Genomic DNA, 18390 nt, shown 5'->3' on the forward strand with positions numbered 1-18390 from the left:
CACGGCAACGCTCGCGATCCCGGCATCCCGGCACGCCCGGGCCACGCGGACAGCGATTTCGCCACGGTTGGCGATGAGCACCTTGCGCACGATGGCTCCCTCCTTGAAACAAGCCGAGTTTAGGGACTGCCGACACGGCCTTTCGACCCGTCCCCAATGGTGAGCTTGCCCACACGGAGCGTGATTCGAGGCTCGCTCGACCCGCGAGATCCCTTGTCACACCGCGGTACGCAGGAATCCTTGGTTGAACCCTAGCCCTCCTGTGTGGCCAAGGTCTCTGTGCGGCTGTGCCGCGCCGCACATCGTTTCTTTGTGGAGTCCCTACGAATGGCCCAATGATTCTTTGCCCTCGGCAGAACCCTTGTCCCGAGGTTTACCCGTTAGTAGCGTTCAGGATGTCTCGAACGTACTTGGGGTAACAGCACTCGGAAGTGGGTGGGGACCGGTGGTGCGCAGACCGGTGGCGTGGGTGGCGGCGATCGTGCTCTTCGTGGAAGCGGTCGGTATCGCGCTGCTGAACTGGTTCCTCGGCGTGGTCGTCGACCGGCAGGACATGTCCCTGGCGGGGCTGGACTCGGACATGATGTCCGTCTCGTCGAAGATCGGGGGACTGGTCTTCGGTCTCTACTTCGCGCTGTGCGGGGTCGCCGCGCTGCTCGTCGCGGTGCGGAACCGCGCGCCGGGGGTCTTCGGGCGTGTCCTGCTGATCAGCGCCGCCGTGGTGCACGCCCTGCTCGGCGCGTTCACGGTGGCTCTGGTGGGCTGGGGCGCGTTCGCCTTCATGATGCTGGTGCTCGGCCTGATCGTGTTCACGCTGCTGGCGTTCGGTCCCGCCGCGGGACCCGCCGGCGCCGCGCCGGAGGACGGCGACGGCGGCGTGGACGGGGCGAACGGAGGCAAGGGGGGAGCGCCGGTCGCGGCTCCTCCGGCGCCCACCGCCTCCTGACCGCCTCCGCGGCTGTCAGTTCTCCCGCGGTGTCCACAACTCCGTGATGCCGACGCCCAGTTCGCCCAGCAGCCGGCGGACCAGGGGCAGGGAGATGCCGATGACGTTGCCGTGGTCGCCGTCGATGCCCTCGATGAACGGGGCCGAGCGGCCGTCGAGCGTGAACGCGCCGGCGACGTGGAGCGGTTCACCCGAGGCGACGTACGCGGCGATCTCGGCGTCGGTCGGCTCGCCGAAGCGGACCACGGTGGACGCGGTCGCCGACGCGTAGCGCTTGGTCGCCGTGTCGTGGACGCAGTGCCCCGTCTGGAGGGTCCCGGCCCGGCCGCGCATGGCCTTCCAGCGCGCGGTGGCCTCCTCGGCGTCCGCCGGCTTGCCGAGCGCCTGGCCGTCCAGGTCGAGGACCGAGTCGCAGCCGATCACCAGGGCGCCCTGCACCTCGGGCCGCGCGGCCACGACGGAGGCCTTGGCCTCGGCCAGGGCGAGCGCGAGTTCGGCGGGTGTCGGGGCGGAGACGGCGTCCTCGTCGACCCCGCTCACGATCACCTCGGGGGCGAGTCCGGCCTGCCGCAGCAGGTTGAGCCGGGCGGGGGACTGCGAGGCGAGCACCAGGCGGCGGCGCGGCTGATCGGTCATGCGGTCAGCGTATCGGCGCGGGCGTGTCGTCCGCCGCTCACATCACGCCGAGGACGATCATCGCGAGCACCATGGCCAGTGCCATGAGAACGCCGAGCCGCCGCAACATGTCCTGCATGTCGCGCAACTCCTTGGGCGGCTCGTTCTCGGGGTCGGACCACAGCATGTCCCCGATCGTGCGGCGGCCCGGGTGCCGGGCGCCTGAGTACGCGTACTCAACCTTGCCCCCGACCCTCTAAACGGGTCCAGGGTTTCTTTAGTCTCTCCGTGCCTGCTACGGTCGTGTCCACTACTAAAGGAACCCTGGTCCCCTTTAAGGAGGGAGCTGCCGTGTTCATCAGCGCCTGGACCGCGTCGCCCCAGCTGCCCAGCGAGGGCTTCACCCCGAACTGGTCGCGGGAGGGCTTCTGGCGCCAGTCCCTGCGCCAGGTCGTCCGGGTCGGCGCGGGCGGCGGCCGGGTCCGTGTACGGCTCTCGCACGCCTACGGGACCTCACCGCTGCGGATCGCCGGGGCCACGGTGGCGCGTGCGGGCGAGGGGGCCGCCGTCGAGCCCGGTTCGCTGCGGCGGCTCACCTTCGGGGGCGCGGCCGGTGCCACGGTCCCGGCGCGCGGGCAGGTCGTCAGCGATCCGGCCGAACTCGCCCTGGAACCGCTGGAGTCGGTCACCGTCACCCTTCACCTCGACGCCGTCACCGGCCCCGCGACCTTCCATGCCCAGGCCTTCACGGCGAGCTACCGGGGCGCGGGGGACCGCCTCGACGACATCGGCGGGGAGGCGTTCGGCGAGACCAGCGAGTCCTGGTACTTCCTGTCGGCCGTGGAGGTCGACGCGGACCGCGCGGACGGCGTCGCGCTCTTCGGCGACTCCCTCACCGACGGATTCGGCTCGACACCGGGCGCGAACCGCCGCTGGTCCGACGCGCTCGCCGAGCGCACGGGGCGCTGCGTCCTCAACGCGGGTATCGGAGGAAACCTGCTGCTGAACGACTCGGCCTGGTACGGCGAGAAGGGGACCGGACGGCTCCGCCGTGACGTCCTCGAACACGCCGGCGTGGGGACGCTCGTCGTGCTCCACGGACTCAACGACATCGGGTTCAGCGAGACCGCCGAGCAGCCGACGTACAAGCCCGCACCGCTGCTGGAGGCCGGCGAACTCGTCGCCGGGTACCGGGAGCTGATACGGCAGGCGCGCGGCCGGGGGCTGCGGGTCATCGGGGCGACGCTGCTCCCGTTCGCCGGGTCCGACCACTGGGGGGAGCGCGCGGCGAAGGTGAGCCACGAGGTGAACGAGTGGATCCGGGGCTCGGGGGAGTGGGACGCGGTGGTGGATCTGCACCGCGCCCTGGCCGGTCCGGCGGACCCGGACCGGCTGCGGGCGGCCTACGACTTCGGCGATCACCTGCACCCGAACGACGCCGGGATCACGGTGATGGCCGAAGAGGTGGCGAACCGCCTGCGGGGCCGCGCGTAGGCGCGACGCCCGCCCGGCCCCTCGCGCGAGGCCCCGCGTCCCGGCGGGGCGCTCCCGTCAGCCCGGCCAGTAGGTCCGGGACCAGGTCGACGCGCCCGGCTGCGGCAGTCGGCGGGTGGCGATGCGGGACGGGTCCGCCCATGCGTCCCTGGTCCGCGGCGCGCCGGACGGCGGGCCGGCCGCCGCCGCGGCGCGGACCTGGACCACCGCCAGTGCGGCGGCCAGCTCCTCGGGGGTCGGATTGCCCCGTACGACCTTGATGTTCATGTCCGCTCCCAAGCGTCCCGGGGTCTACAGGGGGATGTTGCCGTGCTTCTTCGGGGGGAGTGATTCCCGCTTCGTGCGCAGCTGACGCAGACCCCGTACGAGGTGCGAGCGGGTGTCGGAGGGCATGATCACGGCGTCGATGTAGCCGCGCTCGGCCGCCGCGTAGGGGTTGAGGAGCGCGTCCTCGTACTCCTGGATCAGACGGGCCCGGGTGGCCTCCGCCTCGTCGGGGTCCGTGACGGCGGCGATGGTGCGGCGGTGCAGGATGTTCACCGCACCCTGGGCCCCCATGACGGCGATCTGGGCGGTGGGCCAGGCGAGGTTGAGGTCGGCCCCGAGGTGCTTGGAGCCCATGACGTCGTACGCGCCGCCGAAGGCCTTGCGGGTGATGACCGTGATGAGCGGCACGGTGGCCTCGGCGTACGCGTAGATCAGCTTGGCGCCGCGGCGGATGATGCCGGTGTGCTCCTGGCCGACGCCCGGGAGGAAGCCGGGGACGTCCACGAAGGTGATGACCGGGACGTTGAAGGCGTCGCAGGTGCGGACGAAGCGGGCCGCCTTCTCCGAGGCGTCGATGTCCAGGCAGCCGGCGAACTGCATCGGCTGGTTGGCGACGATGCCCACCGGCCGGCCCTCGACCCGGCCGAAGCCGGTCAGGATGTTCGGCGCGAACAGCGGCTGCGTCTCGAAGAACTCGGCGTCGTCCAGGACGTGTTCGATCACCGTGTGCATGTCGTACGGCTGGTTCGCGCTGTCCGGCACGATCGTGTCCAGCTCGCGGTCCTCGTCGGTGATCGCGAGGTCCGCCTCCTCCGGGAACACCGGGGGCTCGCTGAGGTTGTTGGACGGCAGGTACGACAGCAGCTGCTTGACGTACTCGATGGCGTCCTTCTCGTCACCCGCCATGTGGTGCGCCACGCCCGAGACCGCGTTGTGCGTGCGGGCGCCGCCGAGCTCCTCGAAGCCGACGTCCTCACCGGTCACCGTCTTGATGACGTCCGGCCCCGTGATGAACATGTGCGAGGTCTGGTCGACCATGATCGTGAAGTCGGTGATCGCGGGGGAGTAGACCGCGCCGCCCGCACAGGGGCCGACCACCAGGCTGATCTGCGGGATCACGCCCGAGGCATGGGTGTTGCGGCGGAAGATCTCGCCGTACATGCCGAGGGCGGAGACGCCCTCCTGGATGCGGGCGCCGCCCGAGTCGTTGATGCCGATGACCGGACAGCCGGTCTTCAGCGCGAAGTCCATCACCTTCATGATCTTCTGGCCGAACACCTCGCCGAGGGCGCCCCCGAAGACCGTGAAGTCCTGCGAGAAGACGGCGACGGGACGACCGTCGACCATGCCGTAACCGGTGACGACACCGTCGCCGTACGGCCGGTTCTGCTGCATGCCGAAGTCGGTCGAGCGGTGCTGCGCGAACTCGTCGAGCTCCACGAAGGAGCCTTCGTCGATCAGCAGGTCGATCCGCTCACGGGCCGTCAGTTTGCCCTTGGCGTGCTGCTTTTCGACGGCGCGCGCCGAGCCCGCGTGCGTCGCCTCCTGGACGCGGCGCCGCAGATCGGCGAGTTTGCCCGCGGTCGTGTGGATGTCGGGGTGGTGCAGCTCTTCCGGCTCGGACATCGGGATGCGGCTCCCTGCCTGCTCAGTGGGACATGAGGGTGATGTGCTCAGGGGGTTGCTACTGACTCGTAGGGTAGTGGTGCCCATACGGTTCGGCAGTGCGGCGTTTACCACACCTAGGGTGGGTTGCATGACGCCGCGAGATGCCTCAGACGCGAACGACAACCGATGGTCCGACCTCGACCGTCCGCCCCTCAACGCCACGGCCCTGCGCCGGGCGCTGGTGCGGGAGGGTGCGGACGGCGGACTCTGGAGCGATCTCCGGGTCGTGGCCGGTACCGGCTCCACCAACAGCGACCTGGTCGAACTGGCCTTGTCCGGGAAGGCGGACGAAGGGGCCGTCCTCGTCGCCGAGGAACAGAACGCCGGGCGTGGCCGCCTGGACCGGCGGTGGACGGCACCGGCCCGCTCGGGCCTGTTCTTCTCCGTCCTGCTCAAGCCCACCGGGATCCCCGTCGAGCGCTGGGGCTGGCTCCCGCTGCTGACCGGGGTCGCGGTGGCGACGGCGCTGTCCCGGATCGCGGGTGTCGACACGGCGCTCAAGTGGCCCAACGACCTGCTGGTGACGGTCGACGGCTCGGAACGCAAGGCGGGCGGCATCCTCGCCGAGCGCGCCGGGAACGACGCGGTCGTGGTCGGCATCGGCATCAACGTCACCCTGCGCGAGGACGAGCTCCCGGTGCCGGGAGCGGGGTCGCTCGCCCTCGCCGGAGCGACGACCACGGACCGTGACACCGTGCTGCGGGCCGTGCTGCGCTCGCTGGAGCAGTGGTACGGGAAGTGGGTCGCCGTCGACGGCGACCCCGACGCCTCCGGTCTCCAGGAGACATATGCCGCCGGGTGCGCGACGCTCGGACGAGTGGTGCGGGCCGAACTGCCGGGCGGCACGTCGATCACCGGGGAGGCGGTGGCCGTCGACGGGGACGGGCGTCTGGTCCTGGCCACGGAGGAGGGGGTGCAGCAGCCGGTGGGCGCGGGAGACATCGTCCACCTGCGGCCGGCCTGAGCGGTGGAGGCCGGCGGGCCGTACTCAACGGTGGGCGAGGAGGCGATCGTGGTTCCGCGTCCCGGTCAGGTGTACGAGTCAGGAGTGAGCCAGCGCACACCTGCCGTAGAGTTGAGCGCGGTCGATACCTGACCGTGGCAGATCGGAAAGGCAGCAGGCGTGACCGTCGACGACACGGGCTCCGGCACGGGTGCGCACCCCGCTCCCGACGGTGAGCCGGGGCGTACCGCCGGGTCGGCCACCGACCCGGCGCCCGCGGCCGGTGACGCGGACCTGCGGGGCGACGAGGACCCCGGGGACCCACAGGAGCGGTCGAGTGCGAACGCGCGTTCGGACCGCAATCTGTCGGACACCCCCAGCCCGCCGTCGGACCCGCACGGGCGGCTGGATGCCCAGGGCCGGCTGGACGCGCAGAACCGGCTGGACGCGCAGGCGGCCGACTCCGGCGAGGATCCCCTCGCCCTGCGCCTGGAACAGCTCATCCTGGGCGCCGAGCGCCGCTACACCCCCTTCCAGGCCGCCCGCAGCGCCGGTGTCTCCATGGAGCTGGCCTCCCGCTTCTGGCGGGCCATGGGATTCGCCGACATAGGCCAGGCCAAGGCGCTGACCGAGGCCGACGTCCTCGCCCTGCGCCGGCTGGCCGGTCTCGTCGAGGCGGGCCTGCTCAGCGAGGCGATGGCGGTGCAGGTCGCCCGGTCCACCGGCCAGACCACCGCGCGGCTGGCCGAGTGGCAGATCGACTCGTTCCTGGAGGGGCTGACCGAGCCCCCGGAGCCGGGGATGACGCGCACCGAGGTGACGTACCCCCTGATCCAGCTGCTCCTGCCCGAGCTGGAGGAGTTCATCGTCTACGTCTGGCGGCGCCAGCTCGCCGCCGCCACCGGCCGGGTCGTCCAGGCCGGTGACGACGAGGAGATGGTCGACCGCCGCCTCGCCGTCGGCTTCGCGGACCTCGTCGGGTTCACCCGGCTGACCCGCCGCATGGAGGAGGAGGAGCTCGGCGAGCTCGTCGAGGCCTTCGAGACCACCGCCGCGGACCTGGTGGCCGCGCACGGGGGCCGGCTCATCAAGACCCTCGGCGACGAGGTGCTGTACTCCGCGGACGACGCGGGCGTCGCCGCCGAGATCGCCCTGCGCCTCATCGAGACGATGGCCAACGACGAGACCATGCCGGAACTGCGTGTCGGTATCGCCTTCGGTACCGTCACGACCCGGATGGGCGACGTCTTCGGCACCACGGTGAACCTCGCCTCCCGGCTCACGTCGATAGCGCCGCGGGACGCCGTCCTGGTGGACGGTGCCTTCGCGGAGGAACTGGTGCGCACCCAGGACGCCCCCGCCTCCGAGGCAGAGGCGGCCGAGGCGGCGGCCACCGCGGAGAAGGAGGGCGAGGACCCGCCCGCCTACCGCTTCGCCCTCCAGCCGATGTGGCAGCGTCCGGTCCGCGGCCTCGGCGTGGTCGAACCCTGGCTGCTGGCCCGCCGGGAGCTGTCGGACACGCCCTGAGGGCGGTCCCGTGCTCCGCCACGGGCCGGCGTGCGGCCCGGACGCGGGTGCGTCCCGAACCGGATGCCGGAGGGGCGGAGCGGCCTCCCAGTAAGGGGCTCTGCCCGGACGGTGCGACAGCGTGGCGGGGCGCCGTGCCGTCGCCGTGCGCCGGCCGGGGACCCGGCCCTCGCCCGGGAACCTGGGCGTCCCGCCGGGCCCTCCGCCTCCGCCCGCCGACCGCTCCCCGCGTCCTCGCTATCCGTGCCCCAGCGGGTTCGTCAGGCTGTTGACGCAGATTCCCACGATCGGGACGCAGAGGCCGGGAGAAGCGGGCTTCGGGGCCGGGGCGTGGGTGGTGGCGCTCGGCGTGGGGTGCGGCGCGGGCGCGGCCGGCGGCTGCGAGGGTACGGGCGCCGTGGGGATGCCGGTCGCGTCCGGTGCGTCGTCCTCGGGGGAGTCCGCGCGGCCCGGCGAATGCGCTCCGGGCGGTGCCGTGGCCGCCGGGCCCGTCACCCCGGCCGCTCCGGCCGGTCCCGTCGTCCCGGCCGGTCCCGTCGGTGCCGGCGAGGCCGTCGCGCCGGGACCCGCCCCCACCGCCGGGGTCGCGCCGGCCCCGCCGGTGACGCCGGGAGCGCCGGCCGCCGCGGGATGCGCGGAGGGTACGGCCCAGACGGTCGGCGAGGCGTCGAGCGCCCCGTCGCCGGCGCCCCCGGGCTGCGGCTCCGCCTCCGCGCTGCCACTGCTCCCGCCGTGCCCGGTCACTCCTTCCGGAGCCATCCGGGCCAGACTCAGCGCCCCGGCGGCCAGCGCGAGGCCGCCCACCGCGAAGAGGGCCCGGCGCGGCCGCGGCCTGCGGTGCCGCCCCCGGCCGGTCCGCTGCCGGAACGCGGGAGGGACGGTCCCGGCGGCGGCGGTCTCCGCCGGTTCCCGGGTGCGGTCGGCGGTCCCAGGCGCGGTGTCCGTGTCCCGGGCCCGTCCCGGCGGGGCGGGCGTCCTGGCCGCTTCGGGGCGGGCCGGTTGCCCGCCGCGCGCCCGGACGGGCGGCGGGGCGGCGGCTTCCCCCGGGCGGGCGGCGCCGAGCGCCTGGGAGAGCGTCGCCACGCGGGCGGTGGGCTCCGTGGACCCCGGCGGGGCCGAGGGCACCCGTACCCACGGCTCCCTCGCCACGTCCGTCGTCGTGCCGTTCGTCATGGTCATCCCTCCCCGATGTGCGGACGCTCCCCCGATGCCCTTGGCGGTGCGCAGGTTATGCGTCTTTTGGGGGCCTGGGGCGGGAGTTGGGCGGGATGTCACCCGAACGGGGAGCCGCGCCCGAAGGGGCGGGTTCCGTCCGGCGGCGTCGGCTGCGATGATCGGGGGAGGCGGAAGTTAACCCGCGTTAACCGTTCACAGGGAGGGTGTCATGGCGGAGCAAGGGGACGGCCGGCGGTCCGGGGACGAGCGGCGGTTCGGGGAGTTCGTCGTCGTGCGGCGGCACGAGCACGTCGCGGAGCTCGCCCTCGACCGGCCGAAGGCCATGAACGCCGTGTCGACGGAGATGGCCCGTTCCCTCGCCGGGGCCTGTGAGGCGCTCGCCGCCGACCCCGGCGTACGGGTCGTGGTGCTGACCTCCACCCATGAGCGGGCCTTCTGCGTGGGCGCCGACCTGAAGGAGCGCAACTCCTTCACCGATGCCGACCTGGTGCGGCAGCGCCCCGTGGCGCGGGCCGCGTACACCGGTGTCCTGGAGCTGCCGATGCCGACCGTCGCCGCCGTGCACGGCTTCGCGCTCGGCGGCGGGTTCGAGCTGGCGCTCTCCTGCGACCTGATCGTGGCCGACCGCACGGCGGTGCTCGGGCTGCCCGAGGTGTCGGTCGGGGTGATCCCGGGAGGCGGCGGCACGCAGTTGCTGCCGCGCCGTGTCGGTGCGGCCCGCGCGGCCGAGCTGATCTTCTCGGCGCGCCGTCTGGAGGCGGGCGAGGCACGGGAGTTGGGGCTCGTCGACGAACTGGTGGACGAGGGACGGGACCGCGCGGAGGCCCTCGCGCTCGCCGCCCGGATCGCCGCCAACTCGCCCGTCGGTCTGCGGGCCGCCAAGCGGGCGCTGCGTCTCGGACAGGGGCTCGACCTGCGCGCCGGTCTGGAGGTCGAGGACGCCGCCTGGCGGTCGGTCGCCTTCTCCGGGGACCGCGCGGAGGGGGTCGCGGCCTTCAACGAGAAGCGCAAGCCGCAGTGGCCCGGTCAGTAGCCTCCGGAGCCTCCGGAGCCTCCGGCCAGGGGCTGTCCGGTAATCCACGGTGGACCGGCGCGTGGCGTCGGATGCGGTGCGTCGCGAGGCGGAGGGTCGTCCTCGTACCGGTCGTATTCGGGCGATCCGGCAACGCGGCGAGGTGCCGTGTCTGACGCCGCGCGCCCGCCGGGGAGCACGGGACGGCCCTCAGGGGCACGGCACGGGACCGCGGCCGAGGCGCGGACATCCCACGGCGCGGCGGCGGGCGCTCGCGGCTGCCCGCCGCGCCCGTACGGCCACTCGGGCCCCTGTTCCCCGTACCGATATCCCAAATGCAGGTAAATGTCCCTAGCCTGTAGTGATGGGTGAGGACAGACGGCTGAGGGCCGTGGTGGAGCTGGCGCAGGGGATGGCGGCGGCGCACACCCCACGCGAATCCTGGCGGGCCGCGGCGCTCGGTGCCTGCCGTGCGCTCAGCGGGAGCTTCGCCGCGCTCTCGGTGTGGGAGCGCGAACTCGGCCGGCTCCGCGTGCTCGTGAACGTGGGCGAACGCGCGCCGGACGAGGAGGAGTTCCCCGAGCGGGAGGCCTACCCGGTGCACCAGTTCCCGGAGATCGCGGAGTTCCTGCACGAGCGCTGGGCCGGCGGCGGTGGCCCGAACGCCTGGGTGGAGACCGCGGACGGCCCGGCGGGAGGCCGCGCCGGATACTGCCATCAGCGGGTCACCGCCCTGCGCAGGCGCGGGCGCGGCTGCTGCGTGGTCGCCCCGGTCGTGCTGCACGGGCGCGCCTGGGGCGAGCTGTACGTGGCCCGCCCCGCGTCGGAGCCCTTCTTCGACCGGGCCGACGCGGACTTCGCGACCGTTCTCGCCTCCGTCGTCGCGGCCGGGATCGCCCAGACCGAGCGGCTGGAGGAGGCCCGGCGCCTCGCGTTCACGGACGCCCTGACCGGGCTCGCCAACCGCCGTGCCGTCGACATGCGCCTGGACGAGGCGGTCGGGCGGCACCGGGCGGAGGGCGTCGTGGTCAGCCTCGTCGTGTGCGACCTGAACGGACTCAAGCGCGTCAACGACACCCGGGGGCACGCCGTCGGCGACCGGCTCCTGGAGCGGTTCGGGTCGGTGCTGTCGGTGTGCGGGGCGATGCTTCCGGGCACCCTCGCCGCCCGCCTCGGCGGCGACGAGTTCTGTCTTCTCGCGGTCGGCCCGCCGGCCGACGAGGTCGTGCGCATCGCCGGCGAACTCTGCCGCCGCGCCGCCGGGTTGGAACTGGGCGAGGGGGTGGCGTGCGGGGTCGCCTCGACCGGGGACCCGATCGGGCCGGTGCGGTCGGCGCGCCGGCTCTTCCGGCTGGCCGACGCCGCCCAGTACCGGGCGAAGGCCGTACGTGCCGCATCGCCCGTCGTCGCCGGGCGGGAGGGCCCCGACGACCCGGTCGTACGCCTGGCCGACGCGCCGCCCCCGGCCGAGGGGGAGCGCCGCCGCTTCCGGGGGCGTCACGAGCAGCGCCGCACGTGACGCGACGACGTACGCCGAAGTGACGCGGTGACGTACACCGAAGTAAGGGGCGAACCGGCCATCCACTAGTGACACCACTAGTGACATCGCGGAATTCACTGCGTACGCTCCTGAATATGGATATGCATACTGTGGTGGTGGGGACGTCCGGGGTGACCGCGTCCGACGTTCTCGCCGTGGCGCGCGGCGGCGCCCGCATCGAGCTCGCCGACGAGGCGGTGGCGGCCCTGGCCGCGGCCCGCGAGATCGTGGACGCGCTGGCCGCCAAGCCGGAGCCCGTCTACGGCGTCTCCACCGGCTTCGGCGCGCTCGCGAGCCGGCACATCAGCCCGGAACTCCGCGCCCAGCTGCAGCGCAACATCGTCCGCTCGCACGCCGCCGGGATGGGCCCGCGCGTCGAGCGCGAGGTCGTGCGCGCGCTGATGTTCCTGCGCCTCAAGACCGTCTGCTCGGGGCACACCGGCGTCCGGCCCGAGGTCGCGCGGACCATGGCCGACATCCTCAACGCGGGCATCACCCCGGTCGTGCACGAGTACGGCTCGCTGGGCTGCTCCGGCGACCTGGCGCCGCTCTCCCACTGCGCGCTGACGCTGATGGGCGAGGGTGACGCGGAGGGCCCGGACGGCACGGTCCGCCCCGCCGGCGAACTCCTCGCCGCGCACGGCATCGCACCCGTCGAACTGCGCGAGAAGGAAGGCCTCGCCCTTCTCAACGGCACCGACGGCATGCTGGGCATGCTGGTCATGGCCCTCGCCGACCTCGACACGCTCTACAAGTCCGCCGACGTCACCGCGGCCCTCTCCCTCGAAGCACTGCTCGGCACCGACAAGGTCCTCGCCCCCGAGCTGCACGCCATCCGCCCGCACCCCGGACAGAGCGCCTCGGCCGCCAACATGCTGGCCGTGCTCAAGGGTTCGGAGCTCACCGGCCACCACCAGGACGGCGCCCCGCGCGTCCAGGACGCCTACTCCGTGCGCTGCGCCCCGCAGGTCGCGGGCGCCGGCCGCGACACCCTCGCGCACGCCCGGCTCGTCGCCGAGCGCGAGCTCGCCGCCGCCGTCGACAACCCGGTCGTCCTGCCCGACGGGCGGGTCGAGTCGAACGGCAACTTCCACGGCGCCCCGGTCGCCTACGTCCTCGACTTCCTGGCCATCGCCGCCGCCGACCTGGGCTCCATCGCCGAGCGCCGCACCGACCGGCTGCTCGACAAGAACCGCTCGCACGGGCTGCCGCCGTTCCTCGCGGACGACGCGGGCGTCGACTCCGGTCTGATGATCGCCCAGTACACGCAGGCCGCGCTGGTCAGCGAGATGAAGCGGCTCGCCGTACCGGCGTCCGTGGACTCCATCCCGTCCTCCGCCATGCAGGAGGACCACGTCTCCATGGGCTGGTCGGCCGCGCGCAAGCTGCGCACCGCGGTGGACAACCTCACCCGCATCGTCGCGATCGAGCTGTACGCCGCCACCCGCGCGATCGAGCTGCGCGAGGGTCTGACCCCCGCCCCGGCGTCGCGGGCCGTGATCGACGCCGTCCGCGCGGCCGGTGTCCAGGGACCGGGCCCCGACCGATTCCTCTCCCCGGACCTGGAGGCGGCCGACGCCTTCGTGCGCGGCGGCCAGGTGGTGGCCGCGGTGGAACCGGTCACCGGTCCGCTGCTGTAGGCGCCCGCTGCCGTGGCTTGTGGAGGGCGCCGCCGACCGGGCCGGCGCCCTCCCGGGCCGCAGAGTGTGCTACTGTCTCATTGATACGTTTTTGGTACCCATTTACTTTGTGCGCCTGATCGGAATCCTCCGCAGGCGCGTTTTGTTTTACCGGCATCTCCGGCATTTCCCGGTGCATCTCCGGATTGGGGCCCTACCTGTTCAGGAGAGAAACATGGCTACCGGCACCGTGAAGTGGTTCAACTCGGAAAAGGGCTTCGGCTTCATCGAGCAGGACGGCGGCGGCCCCGACGTCTTCGCCCACTACTCCAACATCGCCAGCTCCGGCTTCCGTGAGCTGCTGGAGGGCCAGAAGGTCTCGTTCGACGTCGCGCAGGGCCAGAAGGGCCTGCAGGCGGAGAACATCATCCCCGCCTGATTTCGGGGACGCGCTTTTCCAGAGCCGGGGCCCGCACCTTCGGGTGCGGGTCCCGGCTCGTGCTGTGAGTGCTCATGAAAGCCGCCCGACAAAGGCGGCGGGCGCTGTGCGTGCAGTCCGTGGGGCCCAGGAAGGAAATCCAGATCCAGCATGACTCGATCCGAACGTCCCGTCCGTAAGCGGCCGGCGAATGCGCGCGGCGTCGCCCCGGCCGGCGGCTCCGCGAAGAACGCGGGCCGCGGTGGCGGCCGGGGCGCCGGCAAGGGCCCCGCCCGCAAGGCGGCGGCCCCGCAGGAGTTCTCCCTGCCCGAGACCATCACCCCGGCGCTGCCCGCCGTCGACTCCTTCGACGCGCTGGACATGCCGGCCGCCCTGACCAAGACCCTCGCGGCGCAGGGCGTCATCGAGCCGTTCCCGATCCAGGGCGCGACCCTGCCCAACTCGCTGGCCGGACGCGACGTCCTGGGCCGGGGCCGCACCGGCTCCGGCAAGACGCTCGCCTTCGGACTCGCGCTGCTGGCCCGCACCGCCGGCCGCCGCGCCGAACCCCGTGCGCCGCTCGCCCTGGTCCTGGTGCCCACGCGTGAGCTGGCCCAGCAGGTAGACGACGCGCTGACGCCGTACGCGACCGCCGTCAACCTGCGTGTCGTCACCGCGGTCGGCGGCATGTCGATCGGCCGCCAGGCCGGTACGCTGCGCCGCGGCGCCGAGGTGCTGGTGGCCACCCCGGGACGGCTGAAGGACCTCATCGAGCGCGGCGACTGCACGCTCGGCCAGGTCGCGATCACCGTCCTCGACGAGGCCGACCAGATGGCCGACATGGGCTTCATGCCGCAGGTCACCGCACTGCTCCAGCAGGTCGAGCCGGGCGGTCAGCGACTGCTCTTCTCGGCGACGCTGGACAAGAACATCGACCGCCTCGTGCGCATGTTCCTGACCGACCCCGTGGTGCACTCCGTCGACCCGTCGGCGGGCGCGGTGACGACCATGGAGCACCACGTGCTGCACGTCGCCGACGAGACCGACAAGAAGGCCGTGGCCCTGCGCATCGCCGCGCGCGACGGCCGAGTGATCCTCTTCGTGGACACCAAGCGCGGCGCCGACCGGTTCACCAAGCGGCTGCTGGCCAACGGTGTACGGGCCTCCGCGCTGCACGGCGGGCGCAGCCAGCCGCAGCGCAACCGGACCCTGGACCAGTTCAAGAACGGCCAGGTCACCGCGCTGGTCGCCACCAACGTGGCCGCCCGCGGCATCCACATCGACGACCTCGACCTCGTGGTCAACGTCGACCCGCCGACCGACCACAAGGACTACCTCCACCGGGGCGGCCGTACCGCTCGGGCCGGCGAGTCCGGCAGCGTCGTCACCCTCGTCCTGCCCGAGCAGCGGCGGGAGATGACGCGTCTGATGGCGGACGCAGGCATCACCCCGCGCTCCGCCCGGGTCAAGTCGAGCGACGAGGAACTGGCCCGCCTCACCGGCGCGCGCGAGCCCTCCGGGGTTCCGGTCGTCATCGAGGTGCCCCAGCCCGTCGAACAGCCGAAGCAGCGGCCCCGGTCGCGGCCCCGGACGGGCGGCGGCGCACGGCGCTCCACGGGTTCGGGCACGGGTACGGGCGCGGAGTCGCAGGGCCGGCAGGCACAGGGGCGCCAGCCGCAGCGCGGCACGGGCGGTGCCACCGGTGGCGGCGCCACCGGCGGACGTCGTACCGGCGGCGGCAACGCGACCGGCGGTGGCACCCGTGGACGTGCCCCGCAACGCCGTACGGAGCGCGGCGGACAGGGCGGCGGCGGCCGCCGCGCCGCGTAGGCGCCGGGCCGGAACCGGGCCACGCGCAGCGGCCATGGACCTCACGGGTCCCGGGCTCCTCGGGGAGCCCGGGACCCGTCGGTCTCTCAGGGGTGGAAGGCGCCGAGGAAGCCCGGGTCGATCTTGTCGAGCTTCAGGCCGACGCCCCGGTGCAGGTCCAGGAGTTCGGTCATGTGCAGGGCGCGGCGGCGGGCCGCGGGCAGGTCGCGGCGGGCGTCGGCCGACCACAGCACCGGGTCGAACGTGATGCCCTGGGAGCCCGGGAGCGGTCCCGTCTCGGCGCGCCACCCGGGCCAGCGCAGGTTGTCGTAGAAATCCTCGGTGCCGCCCTCCAAGAGCCAGCTGAGCCAGGCCGCGTGGCCCACGCCCAGGGCCTCCCAGCGCAGCGCGTCCGGCGCGAAGTAGACCACCTCGCCGGGACCTCCGGGGCGGCCCACCGCGCCCGGCTCGGGCCCGTTGAGCACATAGGTCCCGCCGAGGACGTCATGGCCGACGACGAGCCCGCCGTCCGGCCGCCACGCCGGGTCGAACCGGGCGGGGAACCCGTTGACGTCGGCGATGCCCGGCGGACCCTTGGGCGAGCCGTCGCCGGGGCTGCCGTAGATCCGCAGCCAGCCGCTGTCGAGCGACACGCCGCCGCAGTTGAGGACGAAGGCGCCGAGCCAGGAGCGCGCGGTGACCTGTAGTTGCAGCAGGGCGGCGCGGGCCCGGGCCGGCTCCACCGGGAGCACCTCCAGGGACACCGTGCTCGTGGAGATCGCCTCGGACAGGAGGGGCCACGCGGGCTCCTCGACATCGGTCAGCTCGGTCAGGTCTCGCATGGGCATCCCGTGGGGTTCCGGGCCGGAGCGCTGCGCTCAGAAGGCCGCCGTGCGTTCCCGGCGCACCGAGTAGGTCACAAAGCCGGCGCCGAGGCCGAGGAAAAGGGTGCCGCCGACGACGTACGGCGTCGTGTTGACGCTTCCGGTGTCGGCGAGCCGGGTCGGGTCGTCTCCCTGCTCCGTGGCGGCCCGCTCCGATCTGTCCGCTGTCGTGTCGGCCGCTGTCGTGCCGGTCGCGGTGGTGCCGGCCACATCGGTCGCGGCCGTCATGGTGGCGGCCGACCGGCCGGCGGTCGGTGCCGGCCCGGGCTGAACAGGCTTTTCCGGAGTCGCGTTGGCGGACGGGACGAACCACAGGGCTCCCAGGAGGGTCCCCGCTGCGGTGGCGGTCAGCAACGAGCGACGTGCGGCGGACACGTAATATCGATCCCCTTGTGGCGCTGGCGAATTGGCCGTGCGGCCCGATGCTAATGAAAGGCGCGGGTCGTGGGAAAGTCGCGGGGACCTCGGGCCGTACGCTCCGTCTCATGAGTACTCCTGAGACATCACGGTTTGTCCGGCTTCGTGTGGAGCTGGTACTGGAAGTCGACGACGCGGACGCCGTCACCAAGGCCGCGCTGCGTCGCATCGCGGACGACGCCGGCATGCAGTCCGACGAGCGGGCGCACGCCGAGAACGCAGTGACGGAAGACACTGCGGAAGCACTCGCTCATCTGGTTGATCCGTTCGACCTGGTCAGCGAGGTGCCCGGGGTCGAGCTCGCCCAGGCGTCCTGGAGCAGCGAACCGATCGACTACGACCCCGATTCGCCGGAATGGGACCTCGACGAGGATGATGACGACGAGGACGACGACGAAGAAGTCGGAGTCGGCTGAGGCCCCTTGGGAAATTCGTGACCCCGGGTGGCAACCGCCGCCCGGGGTTCATTCGTCTCAGACGACGCACCGGCCACTTCCGCACCGCGGGTTTCGGTCCGGCCGCCGGTCCACCCGATCGGGGTCCTACGGGCCAGGTCGGCCCGGCAGGCGCCGTCGACCGAGGTGGTGCGTCCCACACGTCAGTTGGGTGTGGAACGGGATGAACCGGTCGTACGTTGAAGGTTCCTACGGGGCTCTTGCGGTATTTGGTGATTCGGCAACGATGGAGAAGCGTGTGATGACGGACAGTAAGCGGGGTCGGGGCCTGATGGCCGCGTCCGCACTGCTCGGAGGAGTGCTGGTGCTCTCTGCGTGCAGCGGAAGCGGCAGCAAGGCGGACGCCTCGGACGGCGGCCGGTCCTCGCAGGCCCAGGCCGACGAGGCGGCGGCCCAGAAGAGTTCCGAGGCGCAGATCAGGATCACGCCCGCCGACGGCTCCGACAACGCGTCCATCAACAACGCCGCCGCGGTCACTGTGACCAAGGGCACACTCTCCTCCGTCTCCATGAAGACGGAGGCCGGCGTGGCCGTCTCCGGCGAGATATCGGCCGACAAGAAGAGCTGGAAGCCCGCCGCCCAGCTCGACCGTGCCACCACGTACAAGATCGCCGCCGAGGCCACCGACTCCGCGGGCCTCGTGGCCCACGAGAACGCCTCGTTCACCACGGTCTCCGCGGCCAACAGCTTCATCGGCAACTTCACGCCGGAGCAGGGTTCCACCGTCGGTGTCGGCATGCCGGTCTCGATCAACTTCAACAAGGCGATCACCAACAAGGCCGCCGTGCAGAAGGGGATCACCGTCTCCTCCAGCAGCGGGCAGGAGGTCGTCGGGCACTGGTTCGGCGCCAACCGCCTCGACTTCCGTCCCGAGAACTACTGGACCGGCGGCTCCACCGTCACCCTCAAGCTGAACCTGGACGGCGTCCAGGGCGCGAGCGGTGTGTACGGCGTGCAGCAGAAGACGGTCACGTTCAAGATCGGCCGCAACCAGGTCTCGATCGTCGACGCCCAGACCAAGACCATGAAGGTCACCCAGGACGGCAAGACGATCAAGACGATCCCGATCTCCTCGGGATCCCCGGAGCACAAGACGTACCAGGGCCAGATGGTGATCTCCGAGAAGTTCAAGGAGACCCGGATGAACGGCTCGACGGTCGGCTTCACGAACTCCGACGGCAAGGGCGAGTACGACATCAAGGACGTGCCGCACGCCATGCGGCTGTCGAACTCCGGCACCTTCGTGCACGGCAACTACTGGGGCGCCAAGTCCATCTTCGGCTCGGTGAACACCAGTCACGGCTGTGTCGGCCTGTCCGACACCAAGGGTGCCAACGACGCGAACACCCCGGCGGCCTGGTTCTACAACCACTCGCTGATCGGTGACGTCGTGGTCGTCAAGAACACCGGCGACAAGACCATCGCCCCGGACAACGGCCTCAACGGCTGGAACCTGGACTGGGCGTCCTGGAAGGCCGGTTCGGCCGTCTGACGCCGGCGTCCCGGCACCCGCAGAACCCCGCCCCGGGGTGGGGGGGGGCGGCCGGGGCGGCGCCCCCGGGGGGCGCGGGGACGACGACAGCGCGGCGGGGGGGATGGC

Annotated in this window: 19 protein-coding genes; 11 read left to right on the forward strand and 8 right to left on the reverse strand. The window is 72.6% G+C overall.

Annotated elements, in window-relative coordinates:
- A partial coding sequence (locus tag ACFV2J_RS39435; RefSeq protein WP_308427085.1) for a biotin carboxylase N-terminal domain-containing protein occupies window positions 1-90 on the reverse strand: 90 nt, incomplete at its 3' end.
- 355 nt (window positions 91-445) lie between these two features.
- On the opposite strand from ACFV2J_RS39435, the gene ACFV2J_RS39440 reads away from it, so the two are divergent.
- The gene (locus ACFV2J_RS39440; RefSeq protein ID WP_385096490.1) at window positions 446-946 is read left to right on the forward strand and encodes a hypothetical protein; all 501 of its coding nucleotides are present in this window, start codon (window positions 446-448) and stop codon (window positions 944-946) included.
- 15 nt (window positions 947-961) lie between these two features.
- Here ACFV2J_RS39440 and ACFV2J_RS39445 read toward each other — a convergent pair whose 3' ends face one another.
- Window positions 962-1582: a Maf family protein gene (locus ACFV2J_RS39445; RefSeq protein WP_385096493.1), complete on the reverse strand. Its 621-nt coding sequence runs from the start codon at window positions 1580-1582 to the stop codon at window positions 962-964.
- Between the two features lie 37 nt (window positions 1583-1619).
- Window positions 1620-1748, reverse strand: a complete 129-nt coding sequence (gene mmpB, locus ACFV2J_RS39450) for a morphogenic membrane protein MmpB (protein WP_148010176.1) — start codon at window positions 1746-1748, stop codon at window positions 1620-1622.
- A 164-nt stretch (window positions 1749-1912) separates the two neighbouring features.
- Here mmpB and ACFV2J_RS39455 point away from each other — a divergent pair, with 164 nt between their 5' ends.
- Window positions 1913-3055: an SGNH/GDSL hydrolase family protein gene (locus ACFV2J_RS39455; RefSeq protein ID WP_385443284.1), complete on the forward strand. Its 1143-nt coding sequence runs from the start codon at window positions 1913-1915 to the stop codon at window positions 3053-3055.
- 57 nt (window positions 3056-3112) lie between these two features.
- Here the strand turns inward: ACFV2J_RS39455 and ACFV2J_RS39460 are convergent, their stop codons facing one another.
- Window positions 3113-3322, reverse strand: coding sequence for an acyl-CoA carboxylase epsilon subunit (locus tag ACFV2J_RS39460; RefSeq protein WP_385097644.1), 210 nt, complete (start codon window positions 3320-3322; stop codon window positions 3113-3115).
- A 24-nt stretch (window positions 3323-3346) separates the two neighbouring features.
- A complete protein-coding gene (locus tag ACFV2J_RS39465) occupies window positions 3347-4948 on the reverse strand; it encodes an acyl-CoA carboxylase subunit beta (protein ID WP_385097641.1) in 1602 nt (533 codons plus the stop codon).
- A gap of 130 nt (window positions 4949-5078) precedes the next feature.
- Between ACFV2J_RS39465 and ACFV2J_RS39470 the strand changes: the two genes are divergently transcribed.
- Window positions 5079-5954 (forward strand): biotin--[acetyl-CoA-carboxylase] ligase, encoded by an 876-nt coding sequence (locus tag ACFV2J_RS39470; RefSeq protein ID WP_385443288.1) that lies wholly within the window; start codon window positions 5079-5081, stop codon window positions 5952-5954.
- A 159-nt stretch (window positions 5955-6113) separates the two neighbouring features.
- Window positions 6114-7460: an adenylate/guanylate cyclase domain-containing protein gene (locus tag ACFV2J_RS39475; protein ID WP_385093892.1), complete on the forward strand. Its 1347-nt coding sequence runs from the start codon at window positions 6114-6116 to the stop codon at window positions 7458-7460.
- Between the two features lie 237 nt (window positions 7461-7697).
- Here the strand turns inward: ACFV2J_RS39475 and ACFV2J_RS39480 are convergent, their stop codons facing one another.
- Window positions 7698-8633: a hypothetical protein gene (locus ACFV2J_RS39480; RefSeq protein ID WP_385443291.1), complete on the reverse strand. Its 936-nt coding sequence runs from the start codon at window positions 8631-8633 to the stop codon at window positions 7698-7700.
- 211 nt (window positions 8634-8844) lie between these two features.
- Between ACFV2J_RS39480 and ACFV2J_RS39485 the strand changes: the two genes are divergently transcribed.
- The 5 genes from ACFV2J_RS39485 to ACFV2J_RS39505 all read left to right on the forward strand — a co-directional run bounded on the left by ACFV2J_RS39485 (window position 8845) and on the right by ACFV2J_RS39505 (window position 15055).
- A complete protein-coding gene (locus tag ACFV2J_RS39485) occupies window positions 8845-9669 on the forward strand; it encodes an enoyl-CoA hydratase/isomerase family protein (protein WP_385093887.1) in 825 nt (274 codons plus the stop codon).
- A 343-nt stretch (window positions 9670-10012) separates the two neighbouring features.
- Window positions 10013-11167 carry a diguanylate cyclase domain-containing protein gene (locus ACFV2J_RS39490; protein WP_385093884.1) on the forward strand — a complete coding sequence of 385 codons (1155 nt, stop codon included), beginning with the start codon at window positions 10013-10015 and terminating at the stop codon, window positions 11165-11167.
- A 122-nt stretch (window positions 11168-11289) separates the two neighbouring features.
- On the forward strand, window positions 11290-12828 hold the full coding sequence (gene hutH, locus ACFV2J_RS39495; RefSeq protein WP_385093895.1) for a histidine ammonia-lyase: 1539 nt from the start codon (window positions 11290-11292) through the stop codon (window positions 12826-12828).
- A gap of 214 nt (window positions 12829-13042) precedes the next feature.
- Window positions 13043-13246 (forward strand): cold-shock protein, encoded by a 204-nt coding sequence (locus ACFV2J_RS39500; RefSeq protein ID WP_028803001.1) that lies wholly within the window; start codon window positions 13043-13045, stop codon window positions 13244-13246.
- Between the two features lie 150 nt (window positions 13247-13396).
- Window positions 13397-15055: a DEAD/DEAH box helicase gene (locus tag ACFV2J_RS39505; protein WP_385098149.1), complete on the forward strand. Its 1659-nt coding sequence runs from the start codon at window positions 13397-13399 to the stop codon at window positions 15053-15055.
- A gap of 86 nt (window positions 15056-15141) precedes the next feature.
- Here the strand turns inward: ACFV2J_RS39505 and ACFV2J_RS39510 are convergent, their stop codons facing one another.
- Entirely contained in the window at window positions 15142-15876 is a 735-nt protein-coding gene (locus ACFV2J_RS39510; protein ID WP_385091971.1) for a DUF2625 family protein, read from the reverse strand.
- Window positions 15877-15912: 36 nt separating this feature from the next.
- On the reverse strand, window positions 15913-16293 hold the full coding sequence (locus ACFV2J_RS39515; RefSeq protein ID WP_385443297.1) for a cell wall protein: 381 nt from the start codon (window positions 16291-16293) through the stop codon (window positions 15913-15915).
- A gap of 110 nt (window positions 16294-16403) precedes the next feature.
- Here ACFV2J_RS39515 and ACFV2J_RS39520 point away from each other — a divergent pair, with 110 nt between their 5' ends.
- Both ACFV2J_RS39520 and ACFV2J_RS39525 read left to right on the forward strand, forming a co-directional pair.
- The gene (locus ACFV2J_RS39520) at window positions 16404-16751 is read left to right on the forward strand and encodes a hypothetical protein (RefSeq protein ID WP_385091966.1); all 348 of its coding nucleotides are present in this window, start codon (window positions 16404-16406) and stop codon (window positions 16749-16751) included.
- A gap of 265 nt (window positions 16752-17016) precedes the next feature.
- Window positions 17017-18282 carry an Ig-like domain-containing protein gene (locus ACFV2J_RS39525; RefSeq protein WP_385443300.1) on the forward strand — a complete coding sequence of 422 codons (1266 nt, stop codon included), beginning with the start codon at window positions 17017-17019 and terminating at the stop codon, window positions 18280-18282.
- Window positions 18283-18390 lie beyond the last annotated feature (108 nt).

This window comes from Streptomyces sp. NPDC059668, from assembly GCF_042734135.1.
Lineage (GTDB): Bacteria > Actinomycetota > Actinomycetes > Streptomycetales > Streptomycetaceae > Streptomyces.

What these genes read in the sequence shown, in the direction of transcription:
- ACFV2J_RS39445 (WP_385096493.1), bottom strand. Translation starts at nt 1,582, where the DNA reads ATGACCGATCAGCCGCGCCGCCGCCTGGTGCTCGCCTCGCAGTCCCCC.
- mmpB (WP_148010176.1), bottom strand. Translation starts at nt 1,748, where the DNA reads ATGCTGTGGTCCGACCCCGAGAACGAGCCGCCCAAGGAGTTGCGCGAC.
- ACFV2J_RS39460 (WP_385097644.1), bottom strand. Translation starts at nt 3,322, where the DNA reads ATGAACATCAAGGTCGTACGGGGCAATCCGACCCCCGAGGAGCTGGCC.
- ACFV2J_RS39465 (WP_385097641.1), bottom strand. Translation starts at nt 4,948, where the DNA reads ATGTCCGAGCCGGAAGAGCTGCACCACCCCGACATCCACACGACCGCG.
- ACFV2J_RS39470 (WP_385443288.1), top strand. Translation starts at nt 5,079, where the DNA reads ATGACGCCGCGAGATGCCTCAGACGCGAACGACAACCGATGGTCCGAC.
- ACFV2J_RS39480 (WP_385443291.1), bottom strand. Translation starts at nt 8,633, where the DNA reads ATGACGAACGGCACGACGACGGACGTGGCGAGGGAGCCGTGGGTACGG.
- ACFV2J_RS39485 (WP_385093887.1), top strand. Translation starts at nt 8,845, where the DNA reads ATGGCGGAGCAAGGGGACGGCCGGCGGTCCGGGGACGAGCGGCGGTTC.
- ACFV2J_RS39490 (WP_385093884.1), top strand. Translation starts at nt 10,013, where the DNA reads ATGGGTGAGGACAGACGGCTGAGGGCCGTGGTGGAGCTGGCGCAGGGG.
- hutH (WP_385093895.1), top strand. Translation starts at nt 11,290, where the DNA reads ATGCATACTGTGGTGGTGGGGACGTCCGGGGTGACCGCGTCCGACGTT.
- ACFV2J_RS39500 (WP_028803001.1), top strand. Translation starts at nt 13,043, where the DNA reads ATGGCTACCGGCACCGTGAAGTGGTTCAACTCGGAAAAGGGCTTCGGC.
- ACFV2J_RS39505 (WP_385098149.1), top strand. Translation starts at nt 13,397, where the DNA reads ATGACTCGATCCGAACGTCCCGTCCGTAAGCGGCCGGCGAATGCGCGC.
- ACFV2J_RS39510 (WP_385091971.1), bottom strand. Translation starts at nt 15,876, where the DNA reads ATGCGAGACCTGACCGAGCTGACCGATGTCGAGGAGCCCGCGTGGCCC.
- ACFV2J_RS39520 (WP_385091966.1), top strand. Translation starts at nt 16,404, where the DNA reads ATGAGTACTCCTGAGACATCACGGTTTGTCCGGCTTCGTGTGGAGCTG.
- ACFV2J_RS39525 (WP_385443300.1), top strand. Translation starts at nt 17,017, where the DNA reads ATGGAGAAGCGTGTGATGACGGACAGTAAGCGGGGTCGGGGCCTGATG.